The 14,954-nt window shown below is 62.2% G+C and carries 10 protein-coding genes; 8 read left to right on the top strand and 2 right to left on the bottom strand.

What is annotated here, in order from left to right; translation table 11 throughout:
• Positions 1-112: 112 nt before the first annotated feature.
• On the bottom strand, positions 113-1,774 hold the full coding sequence (gene aceF / locus AC07S6_RS24825; protein ID WP_495113255.1) for a dihydrolipoyllysine-residue acetyltransferase: 1,662 nt from the start codon (positions 1,772-1,774) through the stop codon (positions 113-115).
• A gap of 11 nt (positions 1,775-1,785) precedes the next feature.
• A complete protein-coding gene (gene aceE, locus AC07S6_RS24820) occupies positions 1,786-4,431 on the bottom strand; it encodes a pyruvate dehydrogenase (acetyl-transferring), homodimeric type (RefSeq protein WP_003187985.1) in 2,646 nt (881 codons plus the stop codon).
• Positions 4,432-4,814: 383 nt separating this feature from the next.
• On the opposite strand from aceE, the gene glnE reads away from it, so the two are divergent.
• From glnE to AC07S6_RS24780, 8 genes are all read left to right on the top strand, one after another.
• The gene (glnE, locus tag AC07S6_RS24815; RefSeq protein ID WP_019818314.1) at positions 4,815-7,754 is read left to right on the top strand and encodes a bifunctional [glutamate--ammonia ligase]-adenylyl-L-tyrosine phosphorylase/[glutamate--ammonia-ligase] adenylyltransferase; all 2,940 of its coding nucleotides are present in this window, start codon (positions 4,815-4,817) and stop codon (positions 7,752-7,754) included.
• Positions 7,755-7,975: 221 nt separating this feature from the next.
• A complete protein-coding gene (gene waaF / locus AC07S6_RS24810; protein ID WP_495113254.1) occupies positions 7,976-9,010 on the top strand; it encodes a lipopolysaccharide heptosyltransferase II in 1,035 nt (344 codons plus the stop codon).
• 1 nt (position 9,011) lies between these two features.
• Positions 9,012-10,073 (top strand): lipopolysaccharide heptosyltransferase I, encoded by a 1,062-nt coding sequence (gene waaC / locus AC07S6_RS24805; RefSeq protein WP_054896238.1) that lies wholly within the window; start codon positions 9,012-9,014, stop codon positions 10,071-10,073.
• A complete protein-coding gene (locus tag AC07S6_RS24800) occupies positions 10,073-11,197 on the top strand; it encodes a glycosyltransferase family 4 protein (protein WP_044270872.1) in 1,125 nt (374 codons plus the stop codon). The genes waaC and AC07S6_RS24800 overlap by 1 nt, the downstream gene beginning before the upstream one ends.
• The gene (gene rfaP / locus AC07S6_RS24795) at positions 11,194-12,000 is read left to right on the top strand and encodes a lipopolysaccharide core heptose(I) kinase RfaP (RefSeq protein ID WP_495113253.1); all 807 of its coding nucleotides are present in this window, start codon (positions 11,194-11,196) and stop codon (positions 11,998-12,000) included. Before AC07S6_RS24800 ends, rfaP begins: the two co-directional genes overlap by 4 nt.
• Positions 12,000-12,734, top strand: a complete 735-nt coding sequence (locus AC07S6_RS24790) for a lipopolysaccharide kinase InaA family protein (protein WP_003187993.1) — start codon at positions 12,000-12,002, stop codon at positions 12,732-12,734. Before rfaP ends, AC07S6_RS24790 begins: the two co-directional genes overlap by 1 nt.
• Positions 12,731-13,483 (top strand): lipopolysaccharide kinase InaA family protein, encoded by a 753-nt coding sequence (locus AC07S6_RS24785; protein WP_034125618.1) that lies wholly within the window; start codon positions 12,731-12,733, stop codon positions 13,481-13,483. Before AC07S6_RS24790 ends, AC07S6_RS24785 begins: the two co-directional genes overlap by 4 nt.
• Complete coding sequence (locus AC07S6_RS24780) at positions 13,483-14,934, top strand: lipopolysaccharide kinase InaA family protein (RefSeq protein ID WP_495113252.1); 1,452 nt, start codon at positions 13,483-13,485, stop codon at positions 14,932-14,934. Before AC07S6_RS24785 ends, AC07S6_RS24780 begins: the two co-directional genes overlap by 1 nt.
• Positions 14,935-14,954: the final 20 nt, after the last annotated feature.

Here is a 14,954-nt window from a genome sequence, read left to right as displayed (position 1 = left end):
CTACAAAAAACAGGCAAAAAAAGCCCCGCCAAGTGGCGGGGTTGAGGTACGAGCGTGGCGCTCGGAAATCGGTGTGGCAGGGGCCTTCCCGGTAACAGGAAGGCCCTGCGACTTACAGCAGGATGGTGCGGATGTCGTTCAGCAACTGGCTCAGGCGCTGGGTGAAGCGCGCAGCCGCGGCGCCGTTGATCACGCGGTGATCGTAGGACAGCGACAGTGGCAGCATCAGCTTGGGTTGGAACGCTTTACCGTCCCACACCGGCTGGATGGTGGCCTTGGACACACCCAGGATCGCCACTTCCGGCGCGTTGACGATTGGCGTGAAGCCAGTACCGCCAATGTGGCCGAGGCTGGAGATGGTGAAGCAGGAGCCCTGCATGTCGTCCGGGGTGAGCTTCTTGTCGCGGGCCTTGGCAGCCAGCGCAGCCGCTTCGCCAGCGAGCTGCAGCAAGCTCTTCTGGTCGACGTTCTTGATGACCGGTACCAGCAGGCCATCCGGGGTGTCAACCGCAAAGCCGATGTGCACGTACTTCTTGCGAATGATCGCCTTGCCGCTTGGCGCCAGCGAGCTGTTGAAGTCCGGCAGTTCCTTGAGCAGGTGCGCGCAGGCCTTGAGCAGCAGTGGCAGCACGGTCAGCTTCACGCCGGCCTTTTCGGCCACGGCTTTCTGCGCAACGCGGAACGCTTCCAGGTCGGTGATATCGGCCTGGTCGAATTGGGTCACGTGCGGGATGTTCAACCAGCTGGCATGCAGGCCTGCCGCGCCGATTTGCATCAGGCGGGTCATCGGCACTTCTTCGATTTCGCCGAAGCGGCTGAAATCCACGGTACGGATCGGCGGAATGCCCGAACCACCGGTAGCGCCGCCGGCAGCCGGAGCTTCCTTGGCTTTTTGCATCATGGCTTTGACGTAAGCCTGCACGTCTTCCTTCAGCACGCGACCGTGCGGGCCGCTGGCCGAGACGGCGCTCAGCTCGACGCCGAATTCACGGGCCAATTGACGCACGGCTGGGCCGGCATGCACCTTGGCACCGCTAGGCGCAGGTGCAGCCGCCGCAGGTGCAGCCGCCGCAGGGGCTGGCGCAGCTTCGGCTTTTGCGGCAGGTGCAGGTGCAGCAGCGGCAGGTGCCGCTTCAGCCTTGGCCGCCGGAGCAGCAGCCGGTGCTGGTGCGGCGGCTGGCGCAGCACCTTGTACTTTGAGCTTGAGGATGAAGTCACCGGTGCCGACTTCGTCTTCCAGCTTGACCGCGATGCTTTCCACTACGCCGGCAGCCGGCGACGGAATCTCCATGGAGGCCTTGTCGGACTCCAGGGTGATCAGCGACTGGTCGGCTTCGACGGTGTCGCCGACCTTGACCAGCAGCTCGATGATCTTGGCCTTGCCCGACGAGCCGATGTCCGGGACGTGAATGTCCTGGACGGTGGCGGCGGCAGGTGCGGCGGCCGGGGCTGGAGCAGCCTCGGCAGCGGCAGGCTTTTCAGCAGCAGGTGCAGGTGCAGCGGCGGCCGGAGCCGCGGCCGCAGGGGCTGCATCAGCAGCACCTTCGATTTCCAGCTCAAGCAGTTCGTCGCCTTCTTTCAGGCGGTCGCCCAGCTTCACTTTCAGGCTCTTGACCACGCCGGCCTTGGGAGCAGGGATTTCCATGCTCGCTTTGTCCGACTCCAGGGTCAGGATGCTCTGGTCGGCTTCGACGGTGTCGCCGACCTTCACAAACAGCTCGATTACTTCACCTTCACCGCTGCCGATGTCAGGTACGCGAATGAGTTCGCTCACAAAAAATCTCCTCAGCAGTCCAGTGGGTTGCGTTTTTCCGGGTTGATCCCGAACTTGACGATGGCGTCAGCCACCACCTTGGGTTCGATCTCACCACGGTCAGCCAAGGCTTCCAGGGCTGCCAACACCACGAAGTGACGGTCGACTTCGAAGAAGTGACGCAGCTTCTTGCGGCTGTCACTGCGGCCGAAACCATCGGTGCCCAGGACTTTGAATTCCTTGGACGGGACCCACTGGCGAATTTGTTCAGCAAACAGTTTCATGTAGTCGGTAGAGGCAATGACTGGACCCTTACGGCCGGCCAGGCACTCTTCGACGTAGCTCTTGGCTGGCTTCTGGCCAGGGTGCAGACGGTTGCTGCGCTCCACGGCCAGGCCGTCGCGGCGCAGTTCGTTGAAGCTGGTGACGCTCCATACGTCGGCACCGACGTTGAACTCGTCGCGCAGGATCTTCGCCGCTTCACGCACTTCACGCAGGATGGTGCCGGAGCCCATCAGCTGTACGTGATGCGCCGCTTCCTTGGTGTCTTCTTCGAGCAGGTACATGCCCTTGATGATGCCTTCTTCCACACCGGCCGGCATGGCTGGCTGCTGGTAGGACTCGTTCATCACGGTGATGTAGTAGAAAACGTCCTGCTGCTCTTCGGTCATCTTCTTCATGCCGTCCTGGATGATCACCGCCAGCTCATAGCCGTAGGTTGGATCAAAGGTGCGGCAGTTCGGGATGGTGGCAGCCAGGATGTGGCTGTGACCGTCTTCGTGTTGCAGGCCTTCGCCGTTCAGCGTGGTGCGGCCGGCGGTACCGCCGATCAGGAAGCCACGGGTACGGCTGTCGCCTGCTGCCCAGGCCAGGTCGCCGATACGCTGGAAGCCGAACATCGAGTAGAAGATGTAGAACGGCAGCATTGGCTGGTTGTGGCTGGAGTACGAAGTACCGGCAGCGATGAAGGAGCTCATGGCGCCCGCTTCGTTGATGCCTTCTTCGAGGATCTGGCCCTTCTTGTCTTCCTTGTAGAACATCACCTGGTCTTTATCGACTGGCTCGTAGAGCTGGCCGACGGAGGAGTAGATGCCCAACTGACGGAACATGCCTTCCATACCGAAGGTACGGGCTTCGTCCGGGATGATCGGGACGATGCGCGGGCCGATGTCCTTGTCCTTGACCAGCTGCGCCAGGATGCGCACGAAGGCCATGGTGGTGGAGATTTCACGGTCGCCCGAGCCGTCAAGGATAGCCTTGAGGGTGCTCAGGTCTGGCGTCGGAACGCTGAAGCTGTTGGCGCGGCGCTGTGGCACGAAACCGCCCAGTGCACTGCGACGCTCGCTCAGGTAGCGGGCTTCGGCGCTGTTTGGCTCCGGCTTGAAGAACGGCAGGTTCTCCAGCTCTTCGTCCTTGACCGGGATGTCGAATCGGTCGCGGAACAATTTCAGGCTGTCGACATCGACTTTCTTGGTGTTGTGCGCGGTGTTCTTCGCTTCGCCGGCACCGGTGCCATAACCCTTGATGGTCTTGGCCAGGATGACGGTCGGTTGTTCTTTATGGTTGACCGCTTCGTGGTACGCCGCGTAGACCTTGTACGGGTCGTGGCCGCCACGGTTGAGCTTCCAGATCTCGTCGTCGGACAGGTCGGCAACCATCGCCTTGAGTTCAGGCGTGTTGAAGAAGTGCTCACGGACGAACGCGCCGTCTTTGGCTTTGTAGTTCTGGTACTCGCCGTCGATGACTTCGTCCATGCGACGCTGCAAAATACCGTCGACGTCCTTGGCCAGCAGTGGGTCCCAGAAGCGGCCCCAGATGACTTTGGTCACGTTCCACTGAGCACCGCGGAACACGCCTTCGAGTTCCTGGATGATCTTGCCATTGCCGCGAACCGGGCCGTCGAGGCGCTGCAGGTTGCAGTTGATGACGAAGATCAGGTTGTCGAGCTTCTCGCGGCCGGCCAGGGAAATGGCACCCAGGGATTCCGGCTCGTCGCACTCGCCGTCGCCGAGGAAGCACCAGACTTTCTGCTTGCCTTCAGGGATGAAACCACGGGCTTCCAGGTACTTCATGAAGCGTGCCTGGTAGATCGCCTGGATCGGGCCCAGACCCATGGAAACGGTCGGGAACTGCCAGAAATCAGGCATCAGCCAAGGGTGCGGGTAGGACGAAAGGCCCTGACCGTCGACTTCCTGGCGGAAGTTGTTCATTTGTTCTTCGCTGATGCGACCTTCCATGAACGCACGGGCGTAGACGCCTGGCGAGGTGTGGCCCTGGAAGTAGATCAGGTCGCCGCCGTGTTCGTCGGTCGGGGCCTGGAAGAAGTAGTTGAAGCCGATGTCATACAGGGTTGCGCTGGAAGCGAAGCTGGAGATGTGACCGCCCAGGTCCGAATCTTTCAAGTTCGTGCGCATTACCATCGCCATGGCGTTCCAACGTACCAGCGAGCGAATGCGGCGTTCCATGAACAGGTCGCCAGGCATGCGTGCTTCGTGGGTAACGGGGATGGTGTTGCGGTATGGCGTAGTGATGGCGTAAGGCAGTTGCGAGCCGCTGCGGGTCGCGAGTTCGCCCATACGGGTCATCAGGTAGTGAGCACGGTCTTCGCCTTCTTTGTCGAGAACCGATTCCAGGGCGTCCAGCCATTCCTGGGTTTCGACGGGATCGAGGTCTTGCATGGCTTGCTCCAGGGCGGAAAGGCTACCAGAATCGGTTGCCTGAAGTTTGCGACTGGCCTTGTGGGCAGACGACATAAATTCTTGGATGGCCGAAGGTTGCTTCGGCGTCCTGTAGTTTTACTACAAATCGTCGGCCATTTCAGCCTTTCGAATGTATATACGAGTAGTAAAACTACACAAGACTGAGCGTATGGATCGGTCTTGCTGGTGAGCATAATCGTTATTGTTGGTCTATTGCGAACAAGAAAAGGTGAAACTTTGATGTTGCCTGCCAAGATTGATTTAATTTCAGCTATTTCTAACCTTTGTTCGACAGTCCTTCACCGAGCATGGCTCTTGCCTTCACAACTACACGCCATTTACACGCCGATCAAGGATAGACCATGAGCCTTCCAACGCTGGCCGAACTGCCGGCCATTCTGTTGCCTTACGCCAGCCGGGCCGAGCAGTCATTTCGTGACGCAGTGGCCGCGCTGGACGACGATCATGGCCTTTCTGCGTGGACGCCGCAACGGTGGGCCGACTTCGCTCGCGTGTGCGCCGCCAGTGATTTCGTCATTGAACAGAGTGTTCGTGACCCTTTGATGTTGCTTGAACTGGCGGCCTGGGGCGAGCTGGACCGCGGCTTTGCGCCCGGCGAGCTGTGCAGCCAGATAGCCGGTGCCGTGCAACAGGCCGAAACAGAAGATGAGCTGGGCCGTATGCTGCGCCGCCAACGCACGCGCCAGCAGGTGCGCATCATCTGGCGCGACCTCACACGGCAGGCTGATCTGGTGCAAACCTGTCGCGATCTGTCCGACATGGCCGACGCCTGCATCGACCAGGCCTATCAATGGCTGTACCAGCGCCACTGCGCCCAGTTCGGCACGCCGACCGGCGCACGCAGCGGCGAGGCACAGCACATGGTCATCCTCGGTATGGGCAAGCTCGGTGCAGTGGAGCTGAACCTGTCGTCGGATATCGACTTGATCTTCGCTTATCCCGAAGGTGGTGAAACGGTGGGCGTGAAGCGCGCCCTGGATAATCAGGAGTTCTTTATTCGCCTGGGTCAAAAACTGATCAAGGCCCTGGACCCGATGACCGTCGACGGTTTTGTCTTCCGCGTCGACATGCGCCTGCGTCCCTACGGTTCGGCCGGCGCCCTGGTGCTCAGCTTCAACGCGCTGGAGCAGTACTACCAGGACCAGGGCCGGGACTGGGAGCGCTACGCCATGATCAAGGCGCGGGTGGTGGCCGGGGACCAGGCGGCTGGCGCGCAACTGCTCGACATGCTGCGCCCGTTTGTCTATCGCCGTTATCTGGACTTCTCGGCCATCGAAGCGCTGCGCACCATGAAGCAACTGATCCAGCAGGAAGTGCGGCGCAAGGGCATGGCCGACAATATCAAGCTGGGCGCGGGCGGCATTCGTGAGGTGGAATTTATCGCGCAGGCATTCCAGCTGATCCATGGCGGCCGCGACCTCAGCCTGCAGCAACGCCCGCTGTTGAACGTGCTGGGCACGCTGGAAGGCCAGGGTTATTTGCCCGCGGCGGTGATCAGCGAGCTGCGCAGCGGTTACGAGTTCCTGCGCTACACCGAGCATGCGATCCAGGCGATTGCCGACCGCCAGACGCAAATGCTGCCGGACAGCCCCGAAGACCAGGCGCGCATTGCCTTTATGCTTGGCTTCAGTGACTGGGCCGCGTTCCACGAGCGCCTGATGTACTGGCGTGGTCGCGTGGACTGGCACTTTCGCCAGGTGATTGCCGACCCTGATGAGGAAGAAGGCGAAGAAAGCGAATTGGTGGTCGGTGGTGAATGGTTGCCACTGTGGGAGGAATCCCAGGATGACGACGCGGCGTGCCGTCAACTGAGTGAAGGTGGTTTCACCGATGCCCCCAAGGCCCTCAAGGCGTTGGCCAGCCTGCGTGCCAGCCCGCAGTTGCGCGCCATGCAGCGCCTGGGGCGTGAGCGCCTGGATGCGTTCATCCCGCGCCTGCTGGCCCAGGCCGTTGAACATGCCAACCCGGACCTGGTGCTGGAGCGCGTGTTGCCGCTGGTGGAAGCCGTGGCCCGGCGTTCGGCCTACCTGGTGTTGCTGACCGAGAACCCCGACGCCCTGCGTCGCCTGCTGACATTGTGCGCGGCCAGCCCATGGATCGCCGAGCAGATCACCCGTTTCCCGCTGTTGCTCGATGAATTGCTCAACGAAGGCCGCTTGTTCAAGCCGCCGCTGGCGCCGGAGCTGGCCGCTGAGTTGCGCGAGCGCCTCACGCGCATTCCCGAAGATGACCTTGAGCAACAAATGGAAGCCTTGCGCCATTTCAAGCTGGCGCACCGCCTGCGGGTGGCCGCTTCCGAAATCGCCGGCAGCCTGCCGTTGATGAAAGTCAGCGACTACCTCACCTGGCTGGCCGAAGCCATTCTTGAACAAGTGCTGGCCCTGGCCTGGCGCCAGACGGTCGCGCGTCACGGCTCGCCGCAGCGCCTGGACGGCACCCTGTGCGATCCTGGGTTCATCATTGTCGGTTATGGGAAAGTCGGCGGCATCGAACTGGGGCATGGTTCGGACCTGGACCTGGTGTTTATCCATGACGGCGACCCCCAGGCCGAGACGGACGGTGCCAAGCCGATCGATGGCGCGCAATTCTTTACACGCCTGGGCCAGCGCATCATTCACCTGCTGACCACCCAGACCAACTCTGGGCAGCTGTATGAAGTGGACATGCGCCTGCGACCTTCCGGCGCATCCGGCTTGTTGGTGAGTTCCCTGGGGGCGTTTGATCGCTATCAACAAAATGAAGCCTGGACCTGGGAACATCAGGCCCTGATCCGTGCGCGGGTGCTGGTGGGTAGCCAGGATGTAGGCCGGGCGTTCGAGCAGGTACGGGCTAACGTGTTGGGGCGTGAGCGGGACTTGGAGAAGCTGCGCCAGGAGGTCAGCGAGATGCGTGCCAAGATGCGTGACAACCTGGGCACCAAGGCCACGACGGCCGGCAGGGGCGCCAATGCCTTCGAGGCCACGGCGCTGTTCGACCTCAAGCAGGACGCCGGAGGTATCGTCGATATTGAATTTATGGTGCAATACGCGGCTTTGGCGTGGTCTGCGCAACATCCATCGTTGCTGCGCTACACCGACAATATCCGCATTCTGGAGGGCCTGGAGCAGGTCGGGCTGATGCCCGCCGCCGATGCCCATTTGCTGCGTGAAGTGTACAAGGCTTACCGCTCAGCCGCGCACCGCCAGGCTTTGCAGAACGAGGCCGGTACGGTAGCCGGGGACCAGTTCGCCGACGAGCGGCGACAGGTGATGCGAATTTGGCAGGCGCTGGGCTTAAATTGAAACTCGACTGATTGGCGACGCCAATTTTTATATGGGATGCGGATTAATGTGGGAGCCGGGCTTGCCCGCGATGCAGGCGCCTCGGTTTATCAGGGATACCGAGGTGATGCGATCGCAGGCAAGCCAGCTCCCACATAAAGATGCTCCCTGGCGCACCGCGATCTACAGTCATTATCGAGGCGGGGAGGCATAGGCCTCCCCGCATCGTTTGTGGAAACTACATGAATATTCTGATCGTTGGGCCCAGTTGGGTCGGTGACATGGTGATGGCACAGACACTGTTTCAGTGCCTGCGCCTGCGCTATCCAGACTGCCAGATCGACGTGCTAGCCCCTGAGTGGAGCCGGCCGATCCTTGAGCGCATGCCCGAGGTGCGCAAGGCCTTGAGCTTCCCGCTCGGCCACGGCGCCCTGGAGTTGGCGACCCGCCGACGCATCGGCAAGTCCATGGCCGGCCAGTACGACCAGGCGATCCTGCTGCCTAACTCGCTGAAGTCGGCGCTGGTGCCGTACTTTGCCGGTATCCCCAAGCGCACCGGCTGGCGCGGCGAGTTTCGCTATGTGCTGCTCAATGACGTGCGCACCCTGGATAAAGCCCGTTACCCGTTGATGATCGAACGCTTTATGGCTTTGGCCTACGAGCCGGGCACTGAACTGCCCAAGCCGTACCCGCGCCCCAGCTTGCAGATCGACCCGGTGACCCGCGACGCGGCGCTGGCCAAGTTCGGCCTGACCCTGGATCGGCCCGTATTGGCCTTGTGCCCGGGCGCCGAATTTGGCGAGTCCAAGCGTTGGCCGTCGGAGCATTACGCCAAAGTCGCCGAAACCAAGATCCGCGAAGGCTGGCAGGTGTGGTTGTTCGGCTCCAAGAACGATCATTCGGTGGGTGAAGACATTCGTCAGCGCCTGATTCCCGGTCTGCGTGAAGAGGCGGTGAACCTCAGTGGCGACACGTCCCTGGCCGAGGCCATCGACCTGTTGTCGTGCGCCGATTCGGTGGTGTCCAACGACTCCGGCCTGATGCATGTGGCGGCGGCGCTGAACCGTCCGCTGGTGGCCGTGTACGGCTCCACATCCCCAGGCTTCACTCCGCCGTTAGCCGACAAGGTCGAAGTGGTGCGCCTGGGCCTGGATTGCAGCCCGTGCTTTGAGCGTACCTGCCGTTTCGGCCACTACAACTGCCTGCGCCAGTTGCTGCCCCAGCCGGTAACCGATGCCTTGCAGCGTTTGCAGGGCGACGTGGTCGAGGTTCATTGAGTTGCGGGTTCTGGTAATCAAGACCTCATCCCTGGGCGACGTGATCCATGCCTTGCCGGCCCTCACCGACGCAGCGCGGGCGATTCCCGGCATTCGGTTCGACTGGGTGGTGGAAGAAGGCTTTGCCGAAATCCCCACCTGGCACCCGGCGGTCGACAAGGTCATCCCGGTAGCGATTCGCCGCTGGCGCAAGAACCTCTGGCAAACCATCAAGAGCGGTGAATGGCGGCGCTTCAAGCAGGCGGTGCAGTCGACTAAATACGACCTGGTGATCGACGCCCAGGGCTTGCTCAAAAGCGCCTGGCTGACGCGCTATGTGCGGGCGCCCATCGCTGGCTTCGACAAAGATTCTGCGCGTGAACCCCTGGCTGCGCGCTTTTACTCCCGGCGCCTGGCCGTGGCCCGTGGGCAGCATGCGGTGGAGCGCTTGCGCCAGCTGTTCGCCGTGGCCCTGGGCTACGACCTGCCCCAACGCCTGGGCGACTACGGCCTGAGCGTTGAAAAGCTGCTCGGCCTGCCGCCGAAAAAACCGTTCGTATTGCTGTTGCATGGCACCACCTGGGACACCAAGCACTGGCCCGAAGCCTATTGGCGCGAGCTGGCCGAACGCATGGGCCGCCTGGGCGTGGACGTAAAGCTGCCGTGGGGCAACGCCGCCGAAAAGGCGCGGGCCGAACGCCTGGCCCTCGGCCTGCCCAACGCCGAAGTGTTGCCCAAACTCAACCTGGCGGGCGTTGCCCGTGTCTTGGCGAGCGCCCGTGCCTGCGTGGCCGTCGACACCGGCCTTGGCCACTTGGCGGCGGCATTGGACGTGCCGACCATTTCCCTGTTCGGCCCCACCAACCCAGGCCTTACCGGTGCCTACGGCAAAGGCCAGATTCACTTGGCCAGCGACTGGCCGTGCGCGCCTTGCCTGCAAAAACAGTGCACTTATCAACCCACTGCCGACGACCTGCGGCGGTTCGACATCGCACGCGAGTCGCCCCTGTGCTTCACGCGCTTGAACCCTGAGCGTGTCGCAAGCCGGCTGAGCACGTTGTTACTGGCCGAGGAGCAGCACTGATGCAACTGGCTTTTGTTCTGTACAAGTACTTCCCTTTCGGTGGCCTGCAGCGCGACTTCATGCGCATCGCCCTGGAGTGCCAGCAGCGCGGCCACAAGATTCGGGTGTACACCCTGATCTGGGAAGGTGATATCCCGCCAGGCTTTGAGGTGCTGGTGGCGCCGGTCAAGGCCTTGGTCAACCACCGCCGCAACGAAAAGCTCTACGCCTGGATCCAGGCCGACCTGGCCAAGCGACCAGTGGACCGCGTGGTGGGCTTCAACAAGATGCCGGGGCTGGACCTGTACTTTGCCGCCGACGGTGTGTTCGAGGACAAGGCCCAGACCCTGCGCAACCCGATGTATCGCTGGTTCGGGCGCTACAAGCACTTTGCCGAATACGAGCGCGCCGTGTTCGATAAGAACGCCAAGACGCAGATCATGGTGTTGTCTGAGCATCAGCAGCAGTTGTTCACCCAGTATTACGGTACCCAGGCCGAGCGTTTTCACCTGTTGCCACCGGGGATCGCCCGCGACCGCCGCGCGCCGCCGAACGCCGCCGAGATCCGCGCCGAGTTCCGCGCTGAATTCCGCTTGGCTGAAGACGATTTGCTGTTGGTGCAAATCGGTTCGGGGTTCAAGACCAAGGGCGTCGACCGCAGCCTCAAGGCGCTGGCCGCACTGCCTTCGCGCCTGAAGAAACGCACCCGGCTATTTGTAATCGGCCAGGACGACCCCAAAGTATTCCAATTGCAGAGCGCGGCGCTGGGCCTGGGCGACCAGGTGCAGTTCTTCAAGGGCCGCAATGATATTCCGCGTTTCCTGCTGGGGGCGGACCTGTTGATTCACCCTGCGTACAACGAGGCGGCCGGCATGGTGCTGGTCGAAGCGGTGGTCGCCGGCCTCCCGGTACTGGTGAGCCAGGTGTGCGGCTATGCGTTCTACATCGACAAGGCCCAGAGCGGCCGGGTGTTGGACGAGCCGTTCGAGCAAACCCAGCTCAACCAGTATCTGGTCGATATGCTCGACGACCCACAAGCGCGTGCGACCTGGAGTCGCAATGGTCTGGCCTTCGCTGAGACGGCCGACCTCTTTAGCATGCCGCAGTACGCTGCGGACCTGATTCTGGCGGAGCCAAACCGATGAAGTTGATTCTAGCCGAACCCTTCAAGACCCTCTGGGCCGGACGCGATGCGTTCGCCGAGGTCGAGAAGCTGGAAGGCCAGGTGTTCCGCGAGCTGGCCGCTCGCCGTACGTTGCGTACGGTGGTCGAGGGCCAGCCTTATTTTGTGAAGATCCACCGTGGGATCGGCTGGGGCGAAATCCTCAAGAACCTGGTCACTGCCAAATTACCGGTGTTGGGCGCGGGCCAGGAGTGGGTGGCAATCCAGCGCTTGCAGGCGCTTGGCGTACCGACCATGACCGCCGTGGCGTTCGGTGAAAAAGGCAGCAACCCGGCCGACCAGCATTCGTTCATCATCACCCAGGAACTGACCCCCATCATCAGCCTGGAAGACCTGACCCTGGACTGGGTCAAGCAACCGCCCGTGCCGGCCATCAAGCATGCCTTGACCCTTGAGCTGGCGAGTACCGTGGGCGCGATGCACCGCGGCGGCGTCAACCACCGTGACTGCTACCTGTGCCATTTCCTGCTGCACACCGACCGGCCTATCAGCATCGACAACCTCAAGCTGTCGGTGATCGACCTGCACCGTGCCCAGGTACGTGCGACGATCCCCGTGCGTTGGCGCAACAAAGACCTGGCCGGCCTGTATTACTCCGCGTTGGAGATCGGCTTGACCCAGCGCGACAAGCTGCGCTTTCTCAAGGCCTATTTCCAGCAGCCGCTGCGCCAGATCCTGGCGGAGCAAACCGCGCTGTTGTCTGCGCTGGAAAGCATGGCAGCAAAGCTGTATGCGCGTAAACAGCGATACGGGGATGCGATCTGATGGCGGGTTGGAATCTGGAACCTGCCTACGCCGCCCTGGCGGATGACTTTGGAAGCCTGGACGCGGTGTTCGCCCTGCAAGGCGAGCGGCTGACCCGCGACCCGTTGTCGGAAGTGATCCGGGTGGAGCGTGGCGGGGTCAATTATTACGTCAAGCGCTATGTAGGTGCCGGCAAGGGCCTGCGTCGTTACCTGGGCAGGCCGCGGGTGAAGTCCGAATGGCAGAACCTCAAGCGTTTCGCCAAGTGGGGCATCCCCACCGCCGACGTGGTGGCCTGGGGCCTGGACCGCAAGGGCCTGGCCTATAACCGTGGCGCCATGATCACCCGTGAACTGCCCAAGACCGAAGATCTGTCGGTGCTGGCCGAGCGTCACGATGAGCGCCTCAAAGACCCCCGGTGGGTCGATGGCATCAGCCGCCAGCTCGCCGAATACACGCGCACCATGCACGATCACCGCTTCACCCATAACGACTTGAAGTGGCGCAACCTGCTGGTGGACGATCAGCGCACCCTGTACCTGATCGACTGCCCCAACGGTGATTTCTGGCGCGGCTTCTGGCTCAAGTACCGCATCACCAAGGACTTGGCCTGCCTGGACAAAGTCGCCAAGTATCACTTGTCGGCCACCCAGCGCCTGCGTTTCTACCTGCAATATCGCCAGCGCGCGCACCTGACCGCGTCGGACAAACAGCGAATTCGCCATGTGGTGAAGTTTTTCGAGGGACGCGAATGAGTGACTTCCTGGCGGCTGAAGACCGCGCTCTGCTTGAGCGCAACGGCCTGGCGACCTTCGACGCCCTGTGGGCCAAGCAACTGGATGCAGTGGACGAGCCGAACACCAGCGGCGACGGTTGGAGCAGCGTGTATCGCCTGGAGCTTGAGGGGCAGGGTTACTACCTCAAGCGCCAGAGCAACTACCTCACGCGCACCTTGCACCGCCCGTTCGGCGAGCCGAGTTTTGCCCGCGAGTTTCGCAACATCAGCCTGTATCGAAAGCTCGGCATCCCGGCCCTGCAAGCGGCGTTCTTCGGTGAGCGCAAGGTCAAGGGTGAGCGCCGGGCGATGCTGCTCACCCGTGCGCTGGATGGCTGGAATGACCTGGATTCGTTGCTGGAGCAGTGGGCGCAATTGAGCGCAGCCCAGCACAGTGCGATCCTGTTGGCGTGCGGCAAGCTGGCGCGTCATCTGCACAGCGTCGGGCAAGTGCATGGCTGTTTTTACCCCAAGCATATTTTCCTGCAGCCTGCCGGTGAGGGTTATGCCGCGCAGTTGATCGACCTGGAGAAAACCCGCCCGCTGTTGTTTGGCTGGCGTGACCGGGTCAAGGACCTGGAACCTTTGCTGCGCCGCGCGCCGCAATGGTCGGATGCGCAGGTGCGCCAACTGCTGGCGGCGTACCTTGAGCAGCCCGAGGACGGTGCCCTGGTGTCCACTTGGCACCAGCGCCTGACCGCGCGCCGCAGCCACAAGGAGAACCGCTGATGCGTTTATCCGAGCTGAAATCGGCTGGGCGTACCCCCAGCCTGCCACTGACCCTCGACCTGGCGGATGCCGCCGGCCCTGGGCAATTGCAATTGCTGAGCCTGCTGCGGGTGTTGCCGGGGCAGCGCTACGTGGGGGCCGCTGTGTGGCGGGGGCGCCCGGTGTTGGCCAAGTTGTTGGTGGGCAGCAAGGCGGCGCGGCATTTTCAGCGTGAGCTCGCGGGTGTGCGTCTGTTGGCTGAGCAGGGCCTGACCACGCCGTTGCTGCTGGCCGATGGCTTGCAGGACGGCGAGGGCGGTTGGCTGCTGTTTGAATTTATCGAGGGGGCCCAAAGCCTGTCCGACGCTTGGCTCGCCGTCGAAAACCTGCCGCCGTTGGCGGACGAACAAACCGCCGTGCTCGCCGAAGCGCTGGGCGCGATTGCCCAGATGCATGCCAAGGGCCTGTGGCAAGAAGACCTGCACCTGGACAACCTGCTGCGCAAGGATGGCAAGCTGTATTTGATCGATGGCGCCGGTATTCGTGTCGAAGAGGCGGGCAAGCCGTTGTCGCGCAATCGAGTGCTGGAGAACCTCGGTGTGTTCTTCGCCCAACTGCCGAAAAACCTCGGGCCCTTTACCGAAGAGTTGCTGGTGTATTACTTGCTGGCCAACGGCGAACACGCCCTGCCAATGCAAGCCTTGGAAAAGCAGGTGCGTAAAGTCAGCGCCTGGCGTTTGAGAGACTACCTGGACAAGACCGGCCGCGAATGCACGCTGTTCAGCGTGGTGCGCGGCGCTTTTGGCTTGCGTGCGATCCGCCGCGAAGAAGAAGCCGCCATGGTGCCGGTGCTGGAGCAGGCCGATGCGTTGCTCGACCAGGGTCACCTGTACAAGACCGGTGGCGCGGCGAGCGTGGCCAAGGTCGACGTGGCTGGCCGGCCGCTGGTTATCAAACGCTACAACATCAAGGGCTTTGCCCATTGGCTCAAGCGCTTCTGGCGCCCGAGCCGCGCCTGGCACTCCTGGCGCGAAGGCAACCGCCTGGCCTTCCTGGGCTTCGCCACGCCCAAGCCGCTGGCGGTGCTGGAGAAACGGTTCCTGTGGTTGCGCAGCCGTGCCTACCTGGTCACCGAATACCTGCCTGGGCCAGACATCATCGAGCGCTTTGCGCCGTATGTTGAAAGCGGCGATGCGCCCGAGAGCGAATTGCAGGCGCTGGACCAGTTGTTTGCCGAGCTGATCCGCGAGCGCATCAGCCATGGGGATTTCAAGGGCCATAACCTGTTCTGGAGCGACGGGCGCTGGGCGATGATTGACCTGGATGCGATGTGCCAGCACGGTTCGCTGTCCAGCTTCGCCCCTGCGTATGCCAAAGACCGTGCGCGATTTATGCGTAACTGGCCGCAGGGCAGTGCGCTGTACCAGGTGATTGACCAGCGCTTGCCCAAAGAGGCGGGTGTCGGCAGTTAAATCTATCGCGGGCTTGCCCG

It is taken from the genome of Pseudomonas sp. GW821-FHT07B01 (genome assembly GCF_059419065.1).
Note: the sequence above shows the minus strand (reverse complement) of the source record. Positions and strands in the feature narration are given on the sequence as shown.